General features: G+C 62.8%; 19 protein-coding genes. 8 read left to right on the top strand and 11 right to left on the bottom strand.

The window, feature by feature from the left end; translation table 11 throughout:
* Nucleotides 1-107: 107 nt before the first annotated feature.
* Nucleotides 108-1,253, top strand: coding sequence for an alpha-hydroxy acid oxidase (locus M728_RS11700; RefSeq protein WP_026618820.1), 1,146 nt, complete (start codon nt 108-110; stop codon nt 1,251-1,253).
* Nucleotides 1,254-1,387: 134 nt separating this feature from the next.
* Here M728_RS11700 and uraH read toward each other — a convergent pair whose 3' ends face one another.
* The 6 genes from uraH to M728_RS11730 all read right to left on the bottom strand — a co-directional run bounded on the left by uraH (nt 1,388) and on the right by M728_RS11730 (nt 6,025).
* The gene (gene uraH, locus M728_RS11705) at nt 1,388-1,750 is read right to left on the bottom strand and encodes a hydroxyisourate hydrolase (protein WP_026618819.1); all 363 of its coding nucleotides are present in this window, start codon (nt 1,748-1,750) and stop codon (nt 1,388-1,390) included.
* Nucleotides 1,751-1,755: 5 nt separating this feature from the next.
* On the bottom strand, nt 1,756-2,259 hold the full coding sequence (locus M728_RS11710) for an ureidoglycolate lyase (protein ID WP_026618818.1): 504 nt from the start codon (nt 2,257-2,259) through the stop codon (nt 1,756-1,758).
* Between the two features lie 84 nt (nt 2,260-2,343).
* A complete protein-coding gene (uraD, locus tag M728_RS11715; RefSeq protein WP_026618817.1) occupies nt 2,344-2,847 on the bottom strand; it encodes a 2-oxo-4-hydroxy-4-carboxy-5-ureidoimidazoline decarboxylase in 504 nt (167 codons plus the stop codon).
* Nucleotides 2,847-3,776, bottom strand: coding sequence for an allantoinase PuuE (puuE, locus tag M728_RS11720; protein ID WP_026618816.1), 930 nt, complete (start codon nt 3,774-3,776; stop codon nt 2,847-2,849). The genes uraD and puuE overlap by 1 nt, the downstream gene beginning before the upstream one ends.
* Nucleotides 3,777-3,915: 139 nt before the next feature.
* The gene (locus M728_RS11725; RefSeq protein ID WP_034883001.1) at nt 3,916-4,716 is read right to left on the bottom strand and encodes a DUF1045 domain-containing protein; all 801 of its coding nucleotides are present in this window, start codon (nt 4,714-4,716) and stop codon (nt 3,916-3,918) included.
* A gap of 178 nt (nt 4,717-4,894) precedes the next feature.
* Complete coding sequence (locus M728_RS11730) at nt 4,895-6,025, bottom strand: FAD-binding oxidoreductase (RefSeq protein ID WP_026618815.1); 1,131 nt, start codon at nt 6,023-6,025, stop codon at nt 4,895-4,897.
* A gap of 39 nt (nt 6,026-6,064) precedes the next feature.
* On the opposite strand from M728_RS11730, the gene mnmD reads away from it, so the two are divergent.
* Nucleotides 6,065-6,784 (top strand): tRNA (5-methylaminomethyl-2-thiouridine)(34)-methyltransferase MnmD, encoded by a 720-nt coding sequence (gene mnmD, locus M728_RS11735; RefSeq protein WP_026618814.1) that lies wholly within the window; start codon nt 6,065-6,067, stop codon nt 6,782-6,784.
* 7 nt (nt 6,785-6,791) lie between these two features.
* Here mnmD and M728_RS11740 read toward each other — a convergent pair whose 3' ends face one another.
* Both M728_RS11740 and M728_RS11745 read right to left on the bottom strand, forming a co-directional pair.
* Nucleotides 6,792-7,244, bottom strand: a complete 453-nt coding sequence (locus tag M728_RS11740; RefSeq protein WP_026618025.1) for a host attachment protein — start codon at nt 7,242-7,244, stop codon at nt 6,792-6,794.
* A 220-nt stretch (nt 7,245-7,464) separates the two neighbouring features.
* A complete protein-coding gene (locus M728_RS11745; RefSeq protein ID WP_026618813.1) occupies nt 7,465-8,139 on the bottom strand; it encodes a YafY family protein in 675 nt (224 codons plus the stop codon).
* A gap of 85 nt (nt 8,140-8,224) precedes the next feature.
* Between M728_RS11745 and M728_RS11750 the strand changes: the two genes are divergently transcribed.
* From M728_RS11750 to M728_RS11760, 3 genes are all read left to right on the top strand, one after another.
* Nucleotides 8,225-8,524 carry a hypothetical protein gene (locus M728_RS11750; RefSeq protein ID WP_034883000.1) on the top strand — a complete coding sequence of 100 codons (300 nt, stop codon included), beginning with the start codon at nt 8,225-8,227 and terminating at the stop codon, nt 8,522-8,524.
* Between the two features lie 18 nt (nt 8,525-8,542).
* Nucleotides 8,543-9,643, top strand: coding sequence for a DNA alkylation repair protein (locus M728_RS11755; protein ID WP_026618812.1), 1,101 nt, complete (start codon nt 8,543-8,545; stop codon nt 9,641-9,643).
* A gap of 356 nt (nt 9,644-9,999) precedes the next feature.
* Nucleotides 10,000-11,502, top strand: coding sequence for a DEAD/DEAH box helicase (locus tag M728_RS11760; protein WP_026618811.1), 1,503 nt, complete (start codon nt 10,000-10,002; stop codon nt 11,500-11,502).
* A gap of 148 nt (nt 11,503-11,650) precedes the next feature.
* Here M728_RS11760 and M728_RS11765 read toward each other — a convergent pair whose 3' ends face one another.
* From M728_RS11765 to M728_RS11775, 3 genes are all read right to left on the bottom strand, one after another.
* On the bottom strand, nt 11,651-12,208 hold the full coding sequence (locus M728_RS11765; RefSeq protein WP_026618810.1) for a cysteine hydrolase family protein: 558 nt from the start codon (nt 12,206-12,208) through the stop codon (nt 11,651-11,653).
* 30 nt (nt 12,209-12,238) lie between these two features.
* Nucleotides 12,239-13,159, bottom strand: coding sequence for a DMT family transporter (locus M728_RS11770; protein WP_026618809.1), 921 nt, complete (start codon nt 13,157-13,159; stop codon nt 12,239-12,241).
* A 104-nt stretch (nt 13,160-13,263) separates the two neighbouring features.
* Nucleotides 13,264-13,725: a GyrI-like domain-containing protein gene (locus M728_RS11775; protein ID WP_026618808.1), complete on the bottom strand. Its 462-nt coding sequence runs from the start codon at nt 13,723-13,725 to the stop codon at nt 13,264-13,266.
* Between the two features lie 342 nt (nt 13,726-14,067).
* Between M728_RS11775 and M728_RS11780 the strand changes: the two genes are divergently transcribed.
* The 3 genes from M728_RS11780 to M728_RS11790 are packed head-to-tail and all read left to right on the top strand — an operon-like array spanning nt 14,068 to nt 17,279.
* A complete protein-coding gene (locus tag M728_RS11780; RefSeq protein ID WP_026618807.1) occupies nt 14,068-15,462 on the top strand; it encodes a circularly permuted type 2 ATP-grasp protein in 1,395 nt (464 codons plus the stop codon).
* 4 nt (nt 15,463-15,466) lie between these two features.
* The gene (locus M728_RS11785; protein WP_026618806.1) at nt 15,467-16,408 is read left to right on the top strand and encodes an alpha-E domain-containing protein; all 942 of its coding nucleotides are present in this window, start codon (nt 15,467-15,469) and stop codon (nt 16,406-16,408) included.
* A 16-nt stretch (nt 16,409-16,424) separates the two neighbouring features.
* The gene (locus tag M728_RS11790; RefSeq protein WP_026618805.1) at nt 16,425-17,279 is read left to right on the top strand and encodes a transglutaminase family protein; all 855 of its coding nucleotides are present in this window, start codon (nt 16,425-16,427) and stop codon (nt 17,277-17,279) included.
* Nucleotides 17,280-17,336 lie beyond the last annotated feature (57 nt).

Genomic DNA, 17,336 nt, shown 5'->3' on the forward strand with positions numbered 1-17,336 from the left:
GAAAAAAGAAGAGGTCAATTTTTTTGACCTCTTCTTCCCGCAGCTATTACAAGGCTTTTGAAAACATGATATTGGCTCGGCAGTCGTTCACTTGATGGGGCCGATCCATGACGCAGATCCTCGAAATCCGCGACCTCAAGGCGCTTGCCAAACGGCGTGTCCCGAAGCTCTTCTTCGACTATGCCGATAGCGGCGCCTGGACGGAGGGAACCTACCGGGCCAACGAGGAGGATTTTTCGAAGATCAAGCTGCGCCAGCGCGTTCTGGTCGATATGACCAATCGCTCGCTCGAGACGACGATGATCGGCCAGGAGGTGTCGATGCCTGTCGCCCTCGCCCCGACCGGCCTGACCGGCATGCAGCACGCTGACGGCGAGATGCTGGCGGCGCAGGCGGCGGAAGCCTACGGCGTTCCCTTTACGCTCTCCACCATGAGCATCTGCTCGATCGAGGACGTCGCCTCAGTCACCACCAAGCCCTTCTGGTTTCAGCTCTATGTGATGCGCGAGCGCGGCTTTGTGCTCGACCTCATCGACCGGGCGAAGGCCGCGAAATGCTCCGCACTGGTGCTCACGCTGGATCTCCAAATTCTCGGCCAGCGCCACAAGGATCTCCGCAACGGGTTGTCGGCGCCCCCGCGCCTGACGCCCAAGCATCTGTGGATGATGGCGACACGGCCTCGCTGGTGCATGAAGATGCTTGGCACCAAGCGGCGCACTTTCCGCAACATCGTTGGCCACGCAAAGGGCGTCACCGAGCTTTCCTCGCTCCCTTCCTGGACTGCCGAGCAGTTCGATCCGCAGCTCTCCTGGAAGGATGTCGAGTGGATCAAGGAGCGCTGGGGTGGTCCGCTGATCCTCAAGGGCATTCTCGATCCGGAGGACGCGAAGATGGCGGCGAAGACCGGCGCTGATGCGATCGTGGTTTCGAATCATGGCGGCCGTCAGCTCGACGGCGCCCCCTCCTCGATCAGCATGCTGCCGCGCATCGTCGACGCGGTCGGCGACCAGATCGAGGTCCACCTCGACGGCGGCATCCGCTCCGGCCAGGATGTCTTGAAGGCGGTAGCGCTTGGCGCCAAGGGCACCTTCATCGGCCGTCCCTTCCTTTACGGCCTGGGCGCCATGGGCAAGGAAGGCGTGACACTGGCGCTCGACATCATCCGTAAGGAGATGGACATCACCATGGCGCTCTGCGGCAAGCGCCGCATCGCCGATGTCAGCCGTGACATCATTGCCGACTACGCAATGTGATTTGGCAGCAACGGGCGCGACGCGTCTATTGCATGTTTCCTTAAATCGTAGCCGATTTAAGGACAAAAACCTGCAGCAATTCAAAGTGCTGCAGCGTCCTTTGTGCGTCTGAAAAGACGCACGGCGCTGTAGTCTCAACTGCCGCGGTAGGTGGAGTAGCCGTAGGGCGAGAGCAGCAGCGGCACGTGATAATGGCTGCAGGGATCGGCGATGCCGAAACGCAAGGGGATGAGGTCGAGGAAGGCGGGGTCCGGAAGCGCGATCCCCTTTGCCCTGAGATAGTCGCCGGCATGGAAAAGCAATTCATAATTGCCGGCCATGAAACCGGCACCATCGACCAGCGGCCCGTCGACGCGCCCATCGCTGTTGGTGTGGACCGTGCGGATCAGTCGCCGCTCTTCGCCCTCCAGCCAAAAGAGATCGATCCTCAAGTCCTCGGCCGGCTTGCCGAGCGCGGTGTCGAGGACGTGGGTCGTCAGACGGCCGGTCTTGCTCATGGCATCTACTCCTTCAGCGGATCGGGAATGACGAAGGGCACTTCGTAAAAGAACTCTTCGAGATTGTCGCCCGGCCCCTCACGGTCGATGACGAGGAACTCGCTGACGGCGCCGATCGACATCAGCGGATGGTGCCAGACGTTGCGGCCATAGTTGACCCCCTGCCGGCCCGCTGCCAGGAAGACCCGGGGCCGTCCGGGCTGCCCGCCTTCGTCGGCGGCGACCACCACTAGCCAGGGCCGGTCCGCGAGCGGCGAAAAGCTCTGGCTGCCGAGCGGATGGCGCTCCATCATGGTCACGGCATAGGGAAAGGCCCGCGGCTGGCCACGGAAGATGTTGATGATGACCGCGGCCTCCTCGCCCGCCACATCGACCCGGGCAAGCCCATGATATCGCTCCGTATTGCCGCCGTTGATGAAGCGCATCGAAGTAGGATCGGTTTCGATGACGCTGCCGAAAGGAGCGAACGCCTCCTTCGTCAGAGGCTCGATCGAAAGCATGCGCGACATCAGGCCGAAATTCCGGTTTTCTGCCTTCCGGCGCCAAGATTGGCGGGCGTGACCGCCGTGTGGATAGGGCGGTCAGGAACGGTGTCAGGCATTGTCTTCTCCCGGAAGCATCGAACTGAGCCGCAGGCGGGCGATCTTCTCCACCTCGGCACAGGCGGTTTCAAATTCCTCTTCCGGAGAATTGTCAATGCGCCGCTCGAAGGCGGCGAGGATATCTTCCTTCGTCAAGCCCTTTACTGCGATGATGAACGGGAAGCCGAATTTCTTCCTGTAGCCCGCATTCAGACTGGTGAACCGCGCATGCTCTTCCGGAGACAGCCTATCGAGGCCGGCCGACGCCTGCTCGGTGCGCGAATCGGCGGTGAGCTTGCCGGCGACCGCCAGCCTGCCGGCAAGATCCGGATGGGCTCTGAGAACCGCGATACGCTCGGCGGGCGAGGCCGCGCGAAACGCGTTGCAGAGCGCCGAATGCACGTTCCCGGCAGTCAACCCGACCGAGGCCGCACGATCGAAGGCTCGTTCCGCCACCCAGGCCGAATGCTCGAAGACGCCGCCAAAGCGACGGACGAAATCGTCGCGCTCGGACATCAGCGCATCCCTTCGGCCTTGTGATGCTCGTACCAGTGGCGCGCGATGTCGATGCGGCGCGGCACCCAGACCTTCTCGTGCGATTTGACGTAATCAAGGAATCGGGCGAGTGCCGCCGCGCGGCCGGGCCGGCCGACGAGCCGGCAATGCAGGCCGACATTCATCATCTTCGGGCTGCCTTCCTTGCCCTCCGCATAGAGCACGTCGAACGTATCCTTGAGATAGGTGAAGAACTGGTCGCCCGAGTTGAAGCCCTGATTGGTGGCAAACCGCATGTCGTTGGCGTCGAGCGTGTAGGGGATGATGAGATGCGGCTTGTCGGGCGCAAGCCCCGGTACCCAGTAGGGAAGCTCATCCGCGTAAGAGTCGCAGGAATAAAGAAAACCGCCCTCCTCCAGGACAAGCTTCAGCGTATTGGCGGAGGGCTTGCCCTGATAAATGCCGAGCGGCCGCTCGCCCGTGAGTTCCGTGTGCAGCCGCACGACCTCGCGGATATGCTGCCGCTCTACCTCTTCCGGAAAGTCCTTGTATTCGAGCCAGCGCAGGCCGTGGCTAGCGATCTCCCAGCCCGCCTCCTTCATGGCGGCAACGGCCTCCGGGTTGCGCGCCATGGCGAGCGTCACGCCATAGACCGTTAGCGTCACGCCGCGGCTCGTGAACATGCGCCACAATCGCCAGAAGCCGGCGCGCGCGCCATATTCGTAGATCGACTCCATATTGAGGTTGCGCTGTCCTGCCCAGGGCTGAGCGCCGACGATCTCGGACAGCAGGCACTCCGATGCGGGATCCCCGTCGAGAATGCAGCTCTCCCCGCCTTCTTCGTAATTCAGCACGAACTGTACGGCTATGTGCGCATCGCCCGGCCAGCGAACCTTCGGCGGCGTGCGACCGTAGCCGACGAGATCGCGGGGATAGGAATTCTCGGTCATCAACTCACCCTTCGATTCTTCCGGAACGGTAGCACCGCGCACCGGATTGTCGAGATGAAAATGACGACGGGAAAGGCACTTGGATACGGTGATCTTGCCTCGAATCGGCCCAGGTACGGCGACGCTTTCCTGCCCCGCTCTAGCGTCCGGCCTGCAGGGAGGCGGCGGCCAGCGGCGAGGGTCTGACGGCGTCGCCCTGAATCGGGCGACTGTCGGTGAATTGTCTCGCCTTGTCGCCACGCGGGCGGGCGGAAATCTTGCCGAGCGGATGCTGCGAATGCACGCGCATCGGTGCCCCCGTCTCCGGCTCGATGAAGAGAGCGAGGCTTTCGATCCTGAGCGGGCCGCTCAGAAGCGGTTCGAAAAGACCCCGCAGTGCAGGCTCCAGCCGCCGGCCGACGTCGGCATTCAGAGGACCGGTGAGCTTCATGTGAAAACGATATTCGTCCATCACGTAAGGGTCGCCCCACCGATGCAGGTTGGTGAACTGCGGTGCCGTCAATCGGTCGGGGTCAGCGCGCTCGATCTCGTCCTCGCCAAGCGGCGCGCGAAACCTGTCGAACGCCTGCACCACACGGGCGGCAAGCAGATGCATCGCTTGGCTCGGCACTGCCGGCACCAGCCCGAAGCACTGGCTGAGGCGCGCCACCTCCATCCGCTCGATCTCAAACGGCGCCTCCGCGCTCGTAAAGAGCATTAGCGCCTTGAGGAGCTGAGCTTCATCCATGTCCGGGGCGAGGCGGAAGGGCGCCATGATCATTGCATGAAAGCCGAAGCGGCGCGGCACGGCCGTGTGAAACGCAACGTCCGAGACCGCAAGGCCGGCCAAAGCCGGCAACTCCACCGGCTCGCCGGAATAGACGCTACGGCCAAGCCAGCTGGCGGCTGCAGCCGACAGCGGGTCTCCCATCGGCGGCGTAAAACAGATTGCGTACCGCATGGCGCATGCTCCGGGTCCGACTTGAGCGGGATCATGGGAGAATGTGCGTGGCGTTCCGCCCGCATCCCGCTCGAAGTCATCGTGATCTACGGGGCGCGTGTTAAGTGATTTGCGTGACAGATTGACGAAGTTCACTACCCATAAGGGGCGTGAACTGGCCGGTGGCCCGCCCTTCGACCTACCGCAGGGCCGCGATATGGTGCGCGCACCGGAACGTTTCCGGCAAAGCGGCCGTCGCTCGGCCGGCGATCTCGTCGATGACGGCACGCGCCAAAACATGCGCCATCGCGAAGCTTACCTTGAAGCCGCCCGTCAGCACGAAAAGTTTTTCCTGGTCGGGATGGCGGCCGACCATGGGTTCCCTACCGGTGGCCTTCGGCCGCAGGCCTGCCCAGCGCTCGATCACCGGGGCGCCGCGCAGGGCCGGCGCCAGGGCGGCCGCCCGTTCGATCAGCGCATCCAGTTGCGCGTCGGTGGACAGCGGCTCGACGAAGTGGTTCTCGCTGGTGCTGCCGACGGCAACGTGACCGTCTTCATGAGCGACGATGTAGAGCCCATCGGTGAAGATGATCGGCGATGCCGGATCGACTGCGGCTCTGAGCAGGGCAGCCTGCCCTTTGACGGCGCCGCCGCTCGGCGCGCTGCGCCGCTCCGTCAGCCGGTCGACCAAGGTGAAGCTCTCGACGCCGGCTGCGATGATGCAGCTACCGAATGTCAACGCCCGCCCGTCCGTGAGTAGAAGCCGTCCGCGCGCCGGATCGACCGCCGTGACCTCCGCCTCCTCCTCGATCCGGACATGGGGAAATTGGCCGAGCGCCGCTCGGAGCGCCTTAAGCAGGCTGCGCGGCGCCACCCGCGCCGCGAGCGTATCGTGAACGATGCCGAAGGGCGCCGCGTCGGCGGCCGGCCAGTCCCTGGCCCCGGCTTCGCGGACGTGCCAGTGGAACCGCCGCTCGCCGGCAGTCCAATGTCGCGCCGCGTCCTGCTCGTGGCCGAGCGCAATGTCGCGCAGGTGCGGCTTGCCGAGCGGCATGATCCGACCGCAGCGGCGATAGCCGGCCGAAAGACCCGTCGCCGCTTCCAGCGCGGCGATCTCGCCCTCGAGCGAGACGAGAGCGTCGAACTGGAACTGCTTCTTGGCATTCCAGCGATCGGGCATGTGCGGCATCAGCGCGCCGAGGAGCCCGCCGCTCGCGCCAGCGCCGATCTGGCGGCGCTCGAACAGGCGCGCTTCGATACCGGCTCGCCCGGCCATCATGGCGGCCCACAGACCCATGATGCCGCCGCCTACGATCAAAACTTCGCTCATCGATTGACCTTCTCGGGTCGGAGGACTATCGGCATTGCCATGACAGGCAGCGATCTCCGACAGAGCCATCCGCCATCGCGGCAAAGCCTCGAATGGCATGACGGCGATATGCCCTACTCAAAGGAATTTGGCGACCACTTTTATTGCCGCACCGACGGGCGGCTCGAGTGCGGCCATGTCTTTCTTGCCGGCAACGGACTGCCGGAGCGCTGGCGGGCCGGCGGCGCCTTCACCGTCGGCGAACTCGGCTTCGGCACCGGTCTCAATTTTTGTGAGACCTGGCGGCAGTGGAATGGGATAGGCTCCAACGGTGGCCACCTGCACTTCGTTTCCTTCGAACGCTTTCCGATGCAGGCGGCCGAAATAGACCGGGCGCTTTCCCATTGGCCTGAGATCGAGCGTGAGCGGCGGGCCCTTGTCGCGAACTGGCCGGAAACGCCGAAAGAGCGTGTCGAAATCGATTTTTCCGACGAGGTGCGGCTGACCGTGGTCTGCGGGCCCGCGCTCGAGGGCGTCGCCGCCTCTCCCGAACGCTTCCATGCGTGGTATCTCGACGGCTTCGCGCCGTCGCGAAATCCGGACATGTGGTCGCCGGAATTGATGCAGCTCGTCTTCGACAAGACCGCGGCGGGCGGCACCTTCGCAACCTACGCCGCAGCCGGATTCGTGCGCCGCAATCTCGTGGGCGCGGGCTTCCTCGTCGAACGCCGACCAGGTTTTGCCGGCAAGCGCGAGATGCTGCGCGGCGACAAAGCTTGAGGCTCGCCTATCCAGGGAAGACCACGGACTTCACGGTCGCGATCAATTGGTCGGTCGGCACCGCGACGCAATTGCGATCAATCTCGGCGAGAGTTCTTTCCTTGACCTGGTGCGAGAGCAGCTTTCTGAGATCGCCCAACGTCCTCGGCGCAGCGCAGATCACGAGATTCTCGAAGGCATGCTCATGCGCATAGTGGTCGAGCTTCCCGGCAATCTCCATAGCAAAGCGATGCTGCTCCTCGCGCACCGGATCGCTGCTGTATTCCATCGCCGAACGGCCGTGGCCGACCGACGAATGGCTGCGGCCCGGTTTGTCGGCCATGATGTCCTGGCGACGTTTAGTTTCTATCTGGAACATCTCCACTTCCGGCTGCTGGCGTCCGTCCTTCAGCAAGTTGACGTCCTTGACGATGCGCGCCGTGTTTCCATCGGCTGCCAGTATCCAAATCCGGTTCCGCACTATTTTTCCCCTGTGTTTGCAGATTAGGTGGGCGACGGTTCACTCTGCATGTGTCCTTAAATCCTAGCCGATTTAAGGACAAAAACATGCAGCAACTCAAAGTGCTACAGCGTCCTTTGTGCGTCTGAAAAGACGCACGGCGCTGTAGTCACAACGACAAAGGCCGCGTGAGGTTCCTTCGCACTGCAAGTCTCTTGCGTCCGTTGTCAGCCGGCGCAGCCTAGATACGGGCAAGATAGGCGTCGAAACTGCGTTCCGGCGCCGGCTCGAACCGCTCCCGCTCAACCTTGAGCGAAACGATCCTGTCGACTCGGAAATCGCGGAAGTCCTGGCGCAATTCGCACCAGGCCGTCAGCAGCCAATAGTGCCCGAAAATGCTGAGACCGAGCGGCCAAATTGTACGCTCGGACGTTTCTTCTGCAAGGCTTTCGTATGTGATGTGAAGCTTACGCCCATCGGCGATCGCCTCGCGGATATTGCCAAGCAGCGCTGGCGGTTCTGGCTGGAGCGCCGAGCGAAACGCGCGGAGCGGAGCGCTTCTCAATTTTTTCGCATGCTCGGGCGGCAGGCCCTGCCCGATCTTTTCCATTGCCTCGCGCGCCGCCTGCGCCAGCCGCCTGTCGCCGAGCATCTGCACAGCGCGCACACCAAAGGCCAGCGCCTCGAGTTGCTCGAAGGTGAAGGCGAGCGGTGGTGCATCGAAAGCCTCGCGCAGCAGATAGCCGACGCCGCGCTCGCCATCGATCGGCGCGCCCGAAGCGATCAGATGTTGCATGTCGCGGTAGATCGTGCGGGGCGCGACCTCCATCCTCTCGGCAATCTCGCGCGCCGTCATCGCGCGGCCTGTGGCACGCATGAGCTGGATGATGCGAAACAACCGGTCGGCGGGCCGCATGGCTCTTTCCCTTCGCGAGATTATGGCCATAAGGCTGGCAGCTGGATTGTGATTTAGTCAAGCGGTATTGAACAGGGAGACACCGATGACGACTGAACATGTTCTCGAACTCGCCGTTTGCACCGTAGCGGACAAGGAGCAGGCGCTTGCGGCGCGCAGGCAGGCCATGCAGGCGGTCGCCCGCTATCCCGGCTTCGTCTCCTGGCGTGCGGTTACGGCTTGCGAAACGGCCGATATGCTCGCCGATCTCGTCGAATGGGAAAACCTAGACGCGGCGCAGGCGGCCGGCAACCGCGTCATGACCGATCCGGAGTTCGCCCCTTACATGGCGGCGATCAGCTCGGTTCAGCTCATGCAGCATTTCCGAACCGAGCAGCAGATTTGAGCCAAGCTGGAGCCTTTCATGGCCGAACCCCTGAAGAACCTTCTGCATCCCGACGTCGTGCTCGATATCGCCGATCATCTTGCGCTGCATGCCTCGGCTTTCGATCGTGACCGTTTCGTCGCGGCAGCGGAGAACGGGCTTCAATCGCTGGAACTGATGCAGCGGTCCCTGCAAATCCGGGATGCGCTTGTTGAGACCCTGCCGGCAGACTTCGCGGCAGCGGCGGCCATACTTGGAAAGATCCTGCCGAACGGCAATGAGCCTGGCCTCACCGGCTGGGCGCTTTTGCCCGTGAGCCAGTTCATCGCGGTTCGCGGGCTCGATGACTTCGATCTTTCGCTGACGCTGCTCCACCGTCTGACGCCGCATTTCACCGGCGAGTTTGCAATCCGCCCCTTCATCCACCAGGACCAGGACCGCGCGCTCGCAACGATTTACGGCTGGGTCGAGGACAGCAACCATCACGTCCGCCGACTCGCCAGCGAGGGTACGCGCCCGCGTCTGCCATGGGCGATGCGGCTGCCGAAGCTCGTCCGCGATCCGCGACCGATCCTTCCAATCATCACCGCGCTCCTCGACGACCCTGAGGACTATGTGCGTCGCTCCGTCGCCAATAATCTCAACGACATCGCCAAGGATCATCCCGAGCTCGTGGCCGATTTCGTCGCCGAGAATATCGACGGGGCGACTCCGCAGCGGCTTCGGCTGCTGCGGCATGCCTCCCGCACGCTCCTGAAGCAAGGGCATCGCGCCGCGCTCGCCAATTTCGGCTTCCGGCCGCCCTCCGGCATAAAGACCGGTCTTTCGCTTGCCACACCAATTGTCCGCTTCGGCGGCGATCTCGTCTTCGGTCTGACGCTGCGCAATGAAAATCGCGCAAAGCAGCAGGTCATGATCGACTACGCCGTGCATCACCGAAAGGCAAACGGCAGCACGTCGCCGAAAGTGTTCAAATGGACGACGGCAACGCTCCAACCGGGCGCGGCACTCGAGTTCGAAAAACGCCATTCCATGCGGCCGATCACTACGCGGCGCTATTATGGCGGCACCCACCGGGTCGTTGTCCTCATCAACGGCGAGCCCGCCGCCGACGCCGATTTCGAGCTTTCCATCGCCTGAAAAATTAGCGCGGGATGCGGGCGGAAAACCGCGCACACTTTTCCTCATCCCGCGCCAAGTCACGGACCGATTTCGCACCTGCGAAAGATGCAGCTTGACTTTCCGGACCAAAACAACGATCTAAAGCTCGCGTCACCTTCCGGCCGCCGCGTGAGCGCGCCCTCGGCAACCACTTTCAAGCCGTGAAGAAGGAAAAGCGCGAGACATTCGCCGCGAGCTGCGGCAGCACAGGCGCCTGACGACTTCTCTTTAACCCACAAGTTCCCAATTCACGCGGGGTTCTTGACGCCAGACGACACCGGAACAGCAAGATGCGGTTCCGGCGCGAGCGTTTGGCGCCCCGAAAGGTATACCCATTGTCCAGTTTTAAAGCGCTTGGCCTCTCTGAGCAGATCCTTGCGACCCTCTCCGTTAACGGTTTCGAAAAGCCGACGCCGATCCAGGCGCAGGCCATCCCGCTGGTCCTCAAGGGCCACGACCTCATCGGCCTTGCCCAGACGGGCACAGGCAAGACGGCAGCTTTCGGTCTGCCGATGATCGAGAAGCTCATCGCCGACGGCAAGCGCCCCGATCCGCGCAACATCCGCGCCCTCGTGCTTGCGCCGACGCGAGAACTCGTCAACCAGATCGCGGCCAATCTCAGGCTCTTCGTACACAAGACCCCACTCAAGGTTGGCATCGTGGTCGGCGGCGTCTCGATCAACAAGCAGACCGAGCAGCTCGCCCGCGGCATCGACATCCTCGTCGCAACTCCCGGCCGCCTTCTCGATCTCGTCGCCCGCAAGGCCGTGACGCTGACCCAAGGGCGCTATCTCGTCCTCGATGAGGCCGACCAGATGCTCGACCTCGGCTTCATCCACGACTTGCGCAAGATTTCGAAGCTCGTGCCGAAGAACCGTCAGACGCTGCTCTTCTCCGCAACGATGCCGAAGCTGATCGCCGAGCTCGCCGGCGAGTATCTCACTGATCCGGTCAAGGTCGAGGTCACGCCGCCCGGCAAGGCCGCCGACAAGGTCGAGCAATATGTCCACTTCGTCCCCGGCAAGGACCTGAAGACGACGATCCTCAAACAGTCTCTGACCGCTAACCCCGACGGCCTGTCGTTGGTCTTCAGCCGCACAAAGCACGGCGCCGAGAAGCTTATGAAGCATCTCGATCAGGTAGGTTTCAAGGCCGCGTCGATCCATGGCAACAAGAGCCAGGGCCAGCGCGAGCGCGCGCTGAAGGCCTTCCGCGACGGCGAGATCCGCGTGCTCGTGGCGACGGACGTCGCCGCCCGCGGCATCGACATTCCCGGCGTCACCCATGTCTACAACTACGATCTGCCGGAAGTTCCGGACGCTTATGTCCATCGCATCGGCCGCACGGCCCGCAACGGCCGTGACGGCATTGCGATCGCCTTCTGCGCGCCGGACGAGATCCGCCTGCTGCGCGACATCGAAAAGCTCATGGGCATAAAGATCGCGGTTGCAAGCGGTGATGCACCGGCTGACCAGGCTCGTCCATCCAAAGGCCGCGGCGGTCGCGGCAACGGCCAGCATCGCGGCAACGGCGGTCAGCGTCAGGACGGCGGCCACCGCGGCAAGCGGCCGGCGCGCGAATCGGCGGTGACCGGCGGCTTTGCCGGCGACGAGCTGCTACGCGATGATCGCCCGCACGAGCGCCGCGATCACCGTCCGACCGGCCACGGCCACCACGACGGCCGGGCGGAAGGCAACCGCAATCACGAAAACCGTACGCATCACGGTCGTCCAGGAGCGAAGCATGGCGACCCGCGCCGCAGCGCCGGTGAACCCGGAAATCGCAGGGAAGGCGGTCAGGGGATGCGCCGCACCGAAAAGCGCGGTCGCCAGGGCTGACGCAAAACGGTTTGAGGAACATCGCCCCAAAAGCGTGCAGCGCTTTGGGGCGACACGCTCGAACGAAGCGCTTCGCATGAATCCGTTGCAAACGTGGGGCGCATCCAGTCGCGGAGTTCTTCTGCGATCGGATCTGGTGGCGCCGCTGTCAGAACGTTATATCGGCAGCGGCCAGAACCTCCACTTTCGCCCTGCCCGCATCGAAACCGTCGAGCGTTTCATTGTGATGTGCGACGATCTCGGGAAACGTGAGGCTTCCCGAATCCGCCGTCAAATGGCCATCCGCGACGAGCGTCACGTCATATCCAAGCGACACCGCCCGCCTCACGGTCGTGTCGACACAGAACTGCGACATGCAACCGCCGACGACCAGATGTGTTACGGATCGTTCATCGAGGCGCTCGGCAAGATCCGTTTCGAAGAAGGGGTCGCAGCTTTTCTTGTGCACGACGACGTCGTTCTCCAACGGTGCGATTTCGTCGCGAATGGCCCAGCCGTGGGTCCCGACAGCCAGACGGTGCTCCGGAGTGCCGTCATGCTGCACGAGCACCACCGGAACTCCGGCAAGCCGAGCCTCCTGTTGAAGGGCGCGCAAGCGCGCGACCGTCTCGTTCAGCGCCGCATCGATATGCGGTTGCCGCTCCGGCGTGCCTTTTCCCGAAAGAATCGCGTTTTGCACGTCGATTATCAGTAGTGCTTTGCTCATTCCGATTGAAGCTCCGAGAATGTACTTCTGTTAGCCCGCGGTTGCCTTGGCTGCGCGCTCGCCAGCCGCCGCCGGGTTGTCGGCCTTGCGGTTGGTAAGATAGACGCCCGCTACCGCGATAAACGTGCCGACGATCATGGGTAGGCTCAACGCTTCACCGAAGAAGAGCGCTGCCTGAACGGCCGCGAGCGGCGGCACCAGATAGATGAGCGAAGCGGCGCGGGAGACCTGCCCCCGGCGGATGAGATAAAGCAGAAGCGCGATCGCCCCCATGGACAGGCCGAGCACCGACCAGGCAAGCGCCGCTACGAGCTGAAGATTCCATGTCACGCGCAGGTCCTCCAGCATCAAAGCCAAGGGAATGGTGACGATCAGAGCTCCGACATATTGCAGCGTCGCGATCGCCCGGATGTCGCCATTCTGAAGATGCCGCTTCTGATAGAGTGTGCCATAGGTCACGGCCGCCATGCCGAGCACGTTGATCGCTACCGGCAGCAGATGGATTGGTGTCGCAGCCGCATCGATCGCCAGCATCTTCGGCAATACGGCGAGCGTTATGCCGAGAAAGCCGAGCACCAGCCCCAGTTTCTGGCGGCCGCTCAGATTTTCGCCGATCAAGAAAGGCGCAACCGCCGCCGTCATCAACGGTTGCAGCCCGGCGATGATGCCGGAGATCGCCGCGGGCACACCCTCTCCGATCGCCCACCACACGGCGCCGAGATAGAGGCCGTGAAGGAAAATGCCGGACACGATCGCATGGCCGACGACGGTCAAGGAACGCGGCCAGCGCGCCCCGGTCGCCGCACAGAAGCCGATGAAGAGCAGGATGGCGAAACTGTAGCGCAGCGCCAGGAAAGTCAGCGGATCGGCGAAGAATGCCGCGTATTTCGCCACGACCCATCCCGTCGACCAGAGCAGGACGAAGATGGCGGGGGCCAGGCGGGCGAGCATTGTCGGATGTTCCTAAAGAGACGGAGAGTGACCGCGCAGGATCGCTGATTGGGCGATAGAGCGGGCGGTGCTCCCCGTCAAAGCAATTTTTCTGATGGCTGCGATCAACGAATCGGAATCATAAGGCGAAGCGAGGAGGCGGACGGGGAGACGAAGCCGGCCTCGTATTCCTCACGATAGTGCAGATAGCTCGTGTCGACGATATGCCCTTCAGCCGCGACCCAATCGAACATCTTTCGGTACTGGACGAAGACATCCCCGCCCTCCGGGTGGTGCATCGTCGTCACGAAGCGCATGGCTGGCAGATCCATATGGTCGGGCTCAGCGAAGGTTGCGCGATCTTCCCCGACATAGCCGACGAGATAGCTGAAGCCTTCCGAGCGCACGTTCCAGGAAAGACCGATAAGGGCGGAATGATCGTGTGGATGGCTGCGGCGGCGATGCTCCTGCGCCTCGGCTACCAGACGATGGATGGCGCCGTCCGCCGCTTCGACGAACGTGCCCTCCCACAAACGGCCGGTGACCCGTTGCGCCGGCCGTTCCACGATCTCGTAAATTGCCTCCATTGCTTTTCCCCGACGTTGCAGGTGGTGCCTATTCTGCCCGATCGCGGCGATTATGCGCTTTTGCGAAGGGTCGGCAAAGCAGGGGAGCTTGGAAGCGCTCCGGCCGCACCGCTCAAATTTCAAGCATCTGCCCATTTTCTGGAAAGAGCCTCGGGTTCGTACCGAAACTAGGCATGAGTGGCAACGGATTCCGGCGCAGCGACACGCAGTGAAGGCGCCCCAAATCGTCTCAAGACAATTCGAAAATTCTTGAGCGGCGAACGTGCACGCTTCTTGCATTGCATCCGGCGTTGTACTCAAATGGTCAAAAATAAGGGGACCACGCCTTTGGCATTTGACGAAATGATGAATGCGGACAGCAGTCCGCGCCAGCCATATTCGACCTATCATCAATGGTATGCCAGTCAGGACCGAAACCGGCTCATAGCGAAATCGAAAGAAGCCGAGAACATCTTCCGCAAGACCGGTATCACCTTCGCAGTCTACGGACACGCAGACTCCTCCGAAAAGCTCATCCCCTTCGACCTGATCCCCCGCATCATTTCCGGCCGCGAATGGCGCCGCCTCGCTCAGGGCATCGAGCAGCGCGTGATCGCGCTCAACGCCTTCCTCGATGACATCTACCACAAGCAGGAGATCATCCGCGCCGGGCGCATCCCGCGCGAGTTGATCGAGAAGAACGACGCCTTCCTGCCGCAGATGATCGGCTTCCGGCCGCCGGGCGGCGTCTACACCCATATTGTCGGCACCGATATCGTGCGCACCGGCGAAGACCAGTTCTACGTGCTGGAAGACAATGCCCGCACGCCTTCCGGGGTCAGCTACATGCTGGAAAACCGGGAAACCATGATGCAGATGTTTCCGGAACTCTTCCATCAGAACCGGGTGCGGCCGGTCGAAAACTATCCCTATCTGCTCCGCCAGAGCTTGTCGTCGCTGGCACCTCCCGGTTGCGGCGGCAAGCCGCGTGTCGCCGTGCTCACCCCCGGCATCTACAATTCCGCCTTCTACGAGCACGCTTTCCTCGCAGACATGATGGGCGTCGAACTGGTGGAAGGCTCGGATCTCCGCGTCATCGACGGCAAGGTGAAGATGCGCACGACGCGCGGCTACGAGGCGATCGACGTGCTTTATCGCCGCGTCGACGACGATTTCCTCGATCCTCTTACCTTCCGCCAGGATTCCGCCCTCGGCATTCCCGGCATCATGGATGTCTATCGCGCCGGCAACATCACCATCGCCAATGCGCCCGGCACCGGTATCTCGGACGACAAGGCGATCTACTCCTACATGCCGGAGATCGTCGAGTTCTATACCGGCCGCAAGCCGCTTCTCGAAAACGTTCCGACCTGGCGCTGCTCGGAACCGCAGAGCCTCAAATACGTGCTCGAACATCTGGAGGAACTCGTCGTCAAGGAAGTGCACGGCTCCGGCGGCTACGGCATGCTGGTCGGCCCGACCGCGAACAAGAAGGAGCGCGCCGTCTTTGCCGAAAAGCTCAAGGAGCGGCCCGGAAATTATATCGCCCAGCCGACATTGTCGCTCTCGACAGTGCCCATCCTGGTCAACAAGGGCATCGCGCCACGCCACGTCGATTTGCGTCCCTATGTACTCGTCTCCGACAAGGTGCAGATCATTCCCGGCGGCCTGACCCGCGTCGCGCTCAAGGAAGGCTCCCTGGTAGTGAATTCCAGTCAGGGCGGCGGGACCAAGGATACCTGGGTACTGGAGGACTGAGGCCATGTTGGGAAGAACTGCGAACGGCCTCTACTGGATGTTCCGCTACATCGAGCGCGCGGAAAACGGCGCCCGGCTGATCGACGCGGGCCTGCGCATGTCGCTGACCCGCAGCGAAGCGACCGAGGACGATTGGGACGGGGTGCTGCAGAGCGCCGGCGTGCGCGAACTTTACGATGAAGTGCACGACACGCTGACGAGCAGCGACGCCATCGACTTCCTCTTGCGCGACCACGCCAACCCGTCGAGCGTCATGTCCTGCATCGAGGCGGGCCGCCACAATGCCCGCATGGTGCGCACCGCGCTGACCCGCGAGACCTGGGAAGCGACAAACGAATGCTGGATCGAGATGAAGGCGATGCTCGCCAGGAAGGTGCGGCCCGCCGACATGCCCGAGATCATCGACGCCATCAAGCGGCGGGCCGGCCTCATCCGAGGCGCCTTCCACGGAACGATGCTCCGCAACGAAATCTTCAACTTCTCGCGCATCGGCACCTTCATCGAGAGGGCCGACAACACCGCACGCATCCTCGACGTCAAATATTACGTGCTTCTGCCTGCGGTCTCCGCCGTCGGATCGTCGATGGACAATGTGCAGTGGGAATCGATCCTGCGCTCGGTCTCGGCACACCGGGCCTATGGCTGGGTCTATGATGCCGAACTCAAGCCGGCCAACATCGCTGACTTCCTGATCTCGAACGGCCGCATGCCGCGCTCGCTTGCCTATTGCTACGAGAAGATCGTCTCGAATCTCGGCTATCTCGCGCGCGAATACGGTGAAAGGCATGCCGCCCACGAGACGGCGGAAGAGACGCTCGCGTCGCTCCGCAACCGTTCGATCACCGACATCATGGATCAGGGCCTGCACGAGTACCTGGAGGAGTTCATCAGCCACAACAATCGTGTGGGGCAGGAGATCTCCGACGGCTACCGGTTCTACCACTGAGGTTCAGGAGAAGAAAATGCACCTGAAAATCAGCCACGCGACCGAATACCGTTACGATGAGCCGGTACAATACGGGCTGCAGCGCCTGCGCCTGACGCCGACGAACCAGCCCGGCCAGACGGTCTTGAACTGGAGAACACTCGTCGAAGGCGCCGTCATCGAGGTCAGCTATGACGACCACTTCGGCAACCGCACGCATCTCGTCAGCATCGACGGGGATCGGGAGAGCTTTCGCATAGAGGCGAGCGGTGAGGTGGAAACGGAGGACCGCGCCGGCGTCCTCGGTCCGCACCAGTCCCACGTGCCGCTATGGCTCTACGCGCGCGAAACGCCGCTCAGCAAAGCCGGCAAGCTGATCCGCGAGCTCGCGAAATCGGCCGAAGGCGGGACCGACCTCGAACGCATGCACTCGCTGATGGCGATCATTCACGAAACCGTCAAATACGAGCCGGGCGAGACACAGGTCCAGACTACCGCCGAGGAGGCGCTGGAGCGCGCCAAGGGCGTATGCCAGGACCATGCCCACATCCTGATTTCCGCCGCGCGCACGCTCGGCCTGCCGGCCCGCTATGTCTCGGGCTATCTGATGACCGAAGGCCACCCGGAGCAGACCGCAAGTCACGCCTGGGCCGACGTGCACATCCCCAGCCTCGGCTGGGTCGGCTTCGATCCCGCCAACAAGATCTGCCCGGACGACCGCTATGTCCGGATCGCCCACGGCCTCTGCTACCGCGATGCCGCGCCGGTATCAGGGCTCGTCCACGGGATTGCCAGCGAGACGTTGAAGGTGGCGGTGACGGTCGAGCGGCAGGGACAGCAGCAGGCACAAAGCCAGAGCCAGGGCGAGCAGAGTCAGACGCAGAGCCGGTGAGCGTCGGTCAGCAAATGGGCGGTCCCCGCCAGTATTTGCCCCGCATCCGGCCTGCCG

Origin of the sequence: Ensifer sp. WSM1721 (genome assembly GCF_000513895.2) — a bacterium.
Lineage (GTDB): Bacteria > Pseudomonadota > Alphaproteobacteria > Rhizobiales > Rhizobiaceae > Sinorhizobium.

Excerpts from the sequence above, each read along its gene's own strand:
- M728_RS11700 (WP_026618820.1), top strand. The coding sequence starts at position 108 with ATGACGCAGATCCTCGAAATCCGCGACCTCAAGGCGCTTGCCAAACGG.
- uraH (WP_026618819.1), bottom strand. The coding sequence starts at position 1,750 with ATGAGCAAGACCGGCCGTCTGACGACCCACGTCCTCGACACCGCGCTC.
- M728_RS11710 (WP_026618818.1), bottom strand. The coding sequence starts at position 2,259 with ATGTCGCGCATGCTTTCGATCGAGCCTCTGACGAAGGAGGCGTTCGCT.
- uraD (WP_026618817.1), bottom strand. The coding sequence starts at position 2,847 with ATGTCCGAGCGCGACGATTTCGTCCGTCGCTTTGGCGGCGTCTTCGAG.
- puuE (WP_026618816.1), bottom strand. The coding sequence starts at position 3,776 with ATGACCGAGAATTCCTATCCCCGCGATCTCGTCGGCTACGGTCGCACG.
- M728_RS11725 (WP_034883001.1), bottom strand. The coding sequence starts at position 4,716 with ATGCGGTACGCAATCTGTTTTACGCCGCCGATGGGAGACCCGCTGTCG.
- M728_RS11730 (WP_026618815.1), bottom strand. The coding sequence starts at position 6,025 with ATGAGCGAAGTTTTGATCGTAGGCGGCGGCATCATGGGTCTGTGGGCC.
- mnmD (WP_026618814.1), top strand. The coding sequence starts at position 6,065 with ATGACAGGCAGCGATCTCCGACAGAGCCATCCGCCATCGCGGCAAAGC.
- M728_RS11745 (WP_026618813.1), bottom strand. The coding sequence starts at position 8,139 with ATGCGGCCCGCCGACCGGTTGTTTCGCATCATCCAGCTCATGCGTGCC.
- M728_RS11750 (WP_034883000.1), top strand. The coding sequence starts at position 8,225 with ATGACGACTGAACATGTTCTCGAACTCGCCGTTTGCACCGTAGCGGAC.
- M728_RS11755 (WP_026618812.1), top strand. The coding sequence starts at position 8,543 with ATGGCCGAACCCCTGAAGAACCTTCTGCATCCCGACGTCGTGCTCGAT.
- M728_RS11765 (WP_026618810.1), bottom strand. The coding sequence starts at position 12,208 with ATGAGCAAAGCACTACTGATAATCGACGTGCAAAACGCGATTCTTTCG.
- M728_RS11770 (WP_026618809.1), bottom strand. The coding sequence starts at position 13,159 with ATGCTCGCCCGCCTGGCCCCCGCCATCTTCGTCCTGCTCTGGTCGACG.
- M728_RS11775 (WP_026618808.1), bottom strand. The coding sequence starts at position 13,725 with ATGGAGGCAATTTACGAGATCGTGGAACGGCCGGCGCAACGGGTCACC.
- M728_RS11780 (WP_026618807.1), top strand. The coding sequence starts at position 14,068 with ATGATGAATGCGGACAGCAGTCCGCGCCAGCCATATTCGACCTATCAT.
- M728_RS11785 (WP_026618806.1), top strand. The coding sequence starts at position 15,467 with ATGTTGGGAAGAACTGCGAACGGCCTCTACTGGATGTTCCGCTACATC.
- M728_RS11790 (WP_026618805.1), top strand. The coding sequence starts at position 16,425 with ATGCACCTGAAAATCAGCCACGCGACCGAATACCGTTACGATGAGCCG.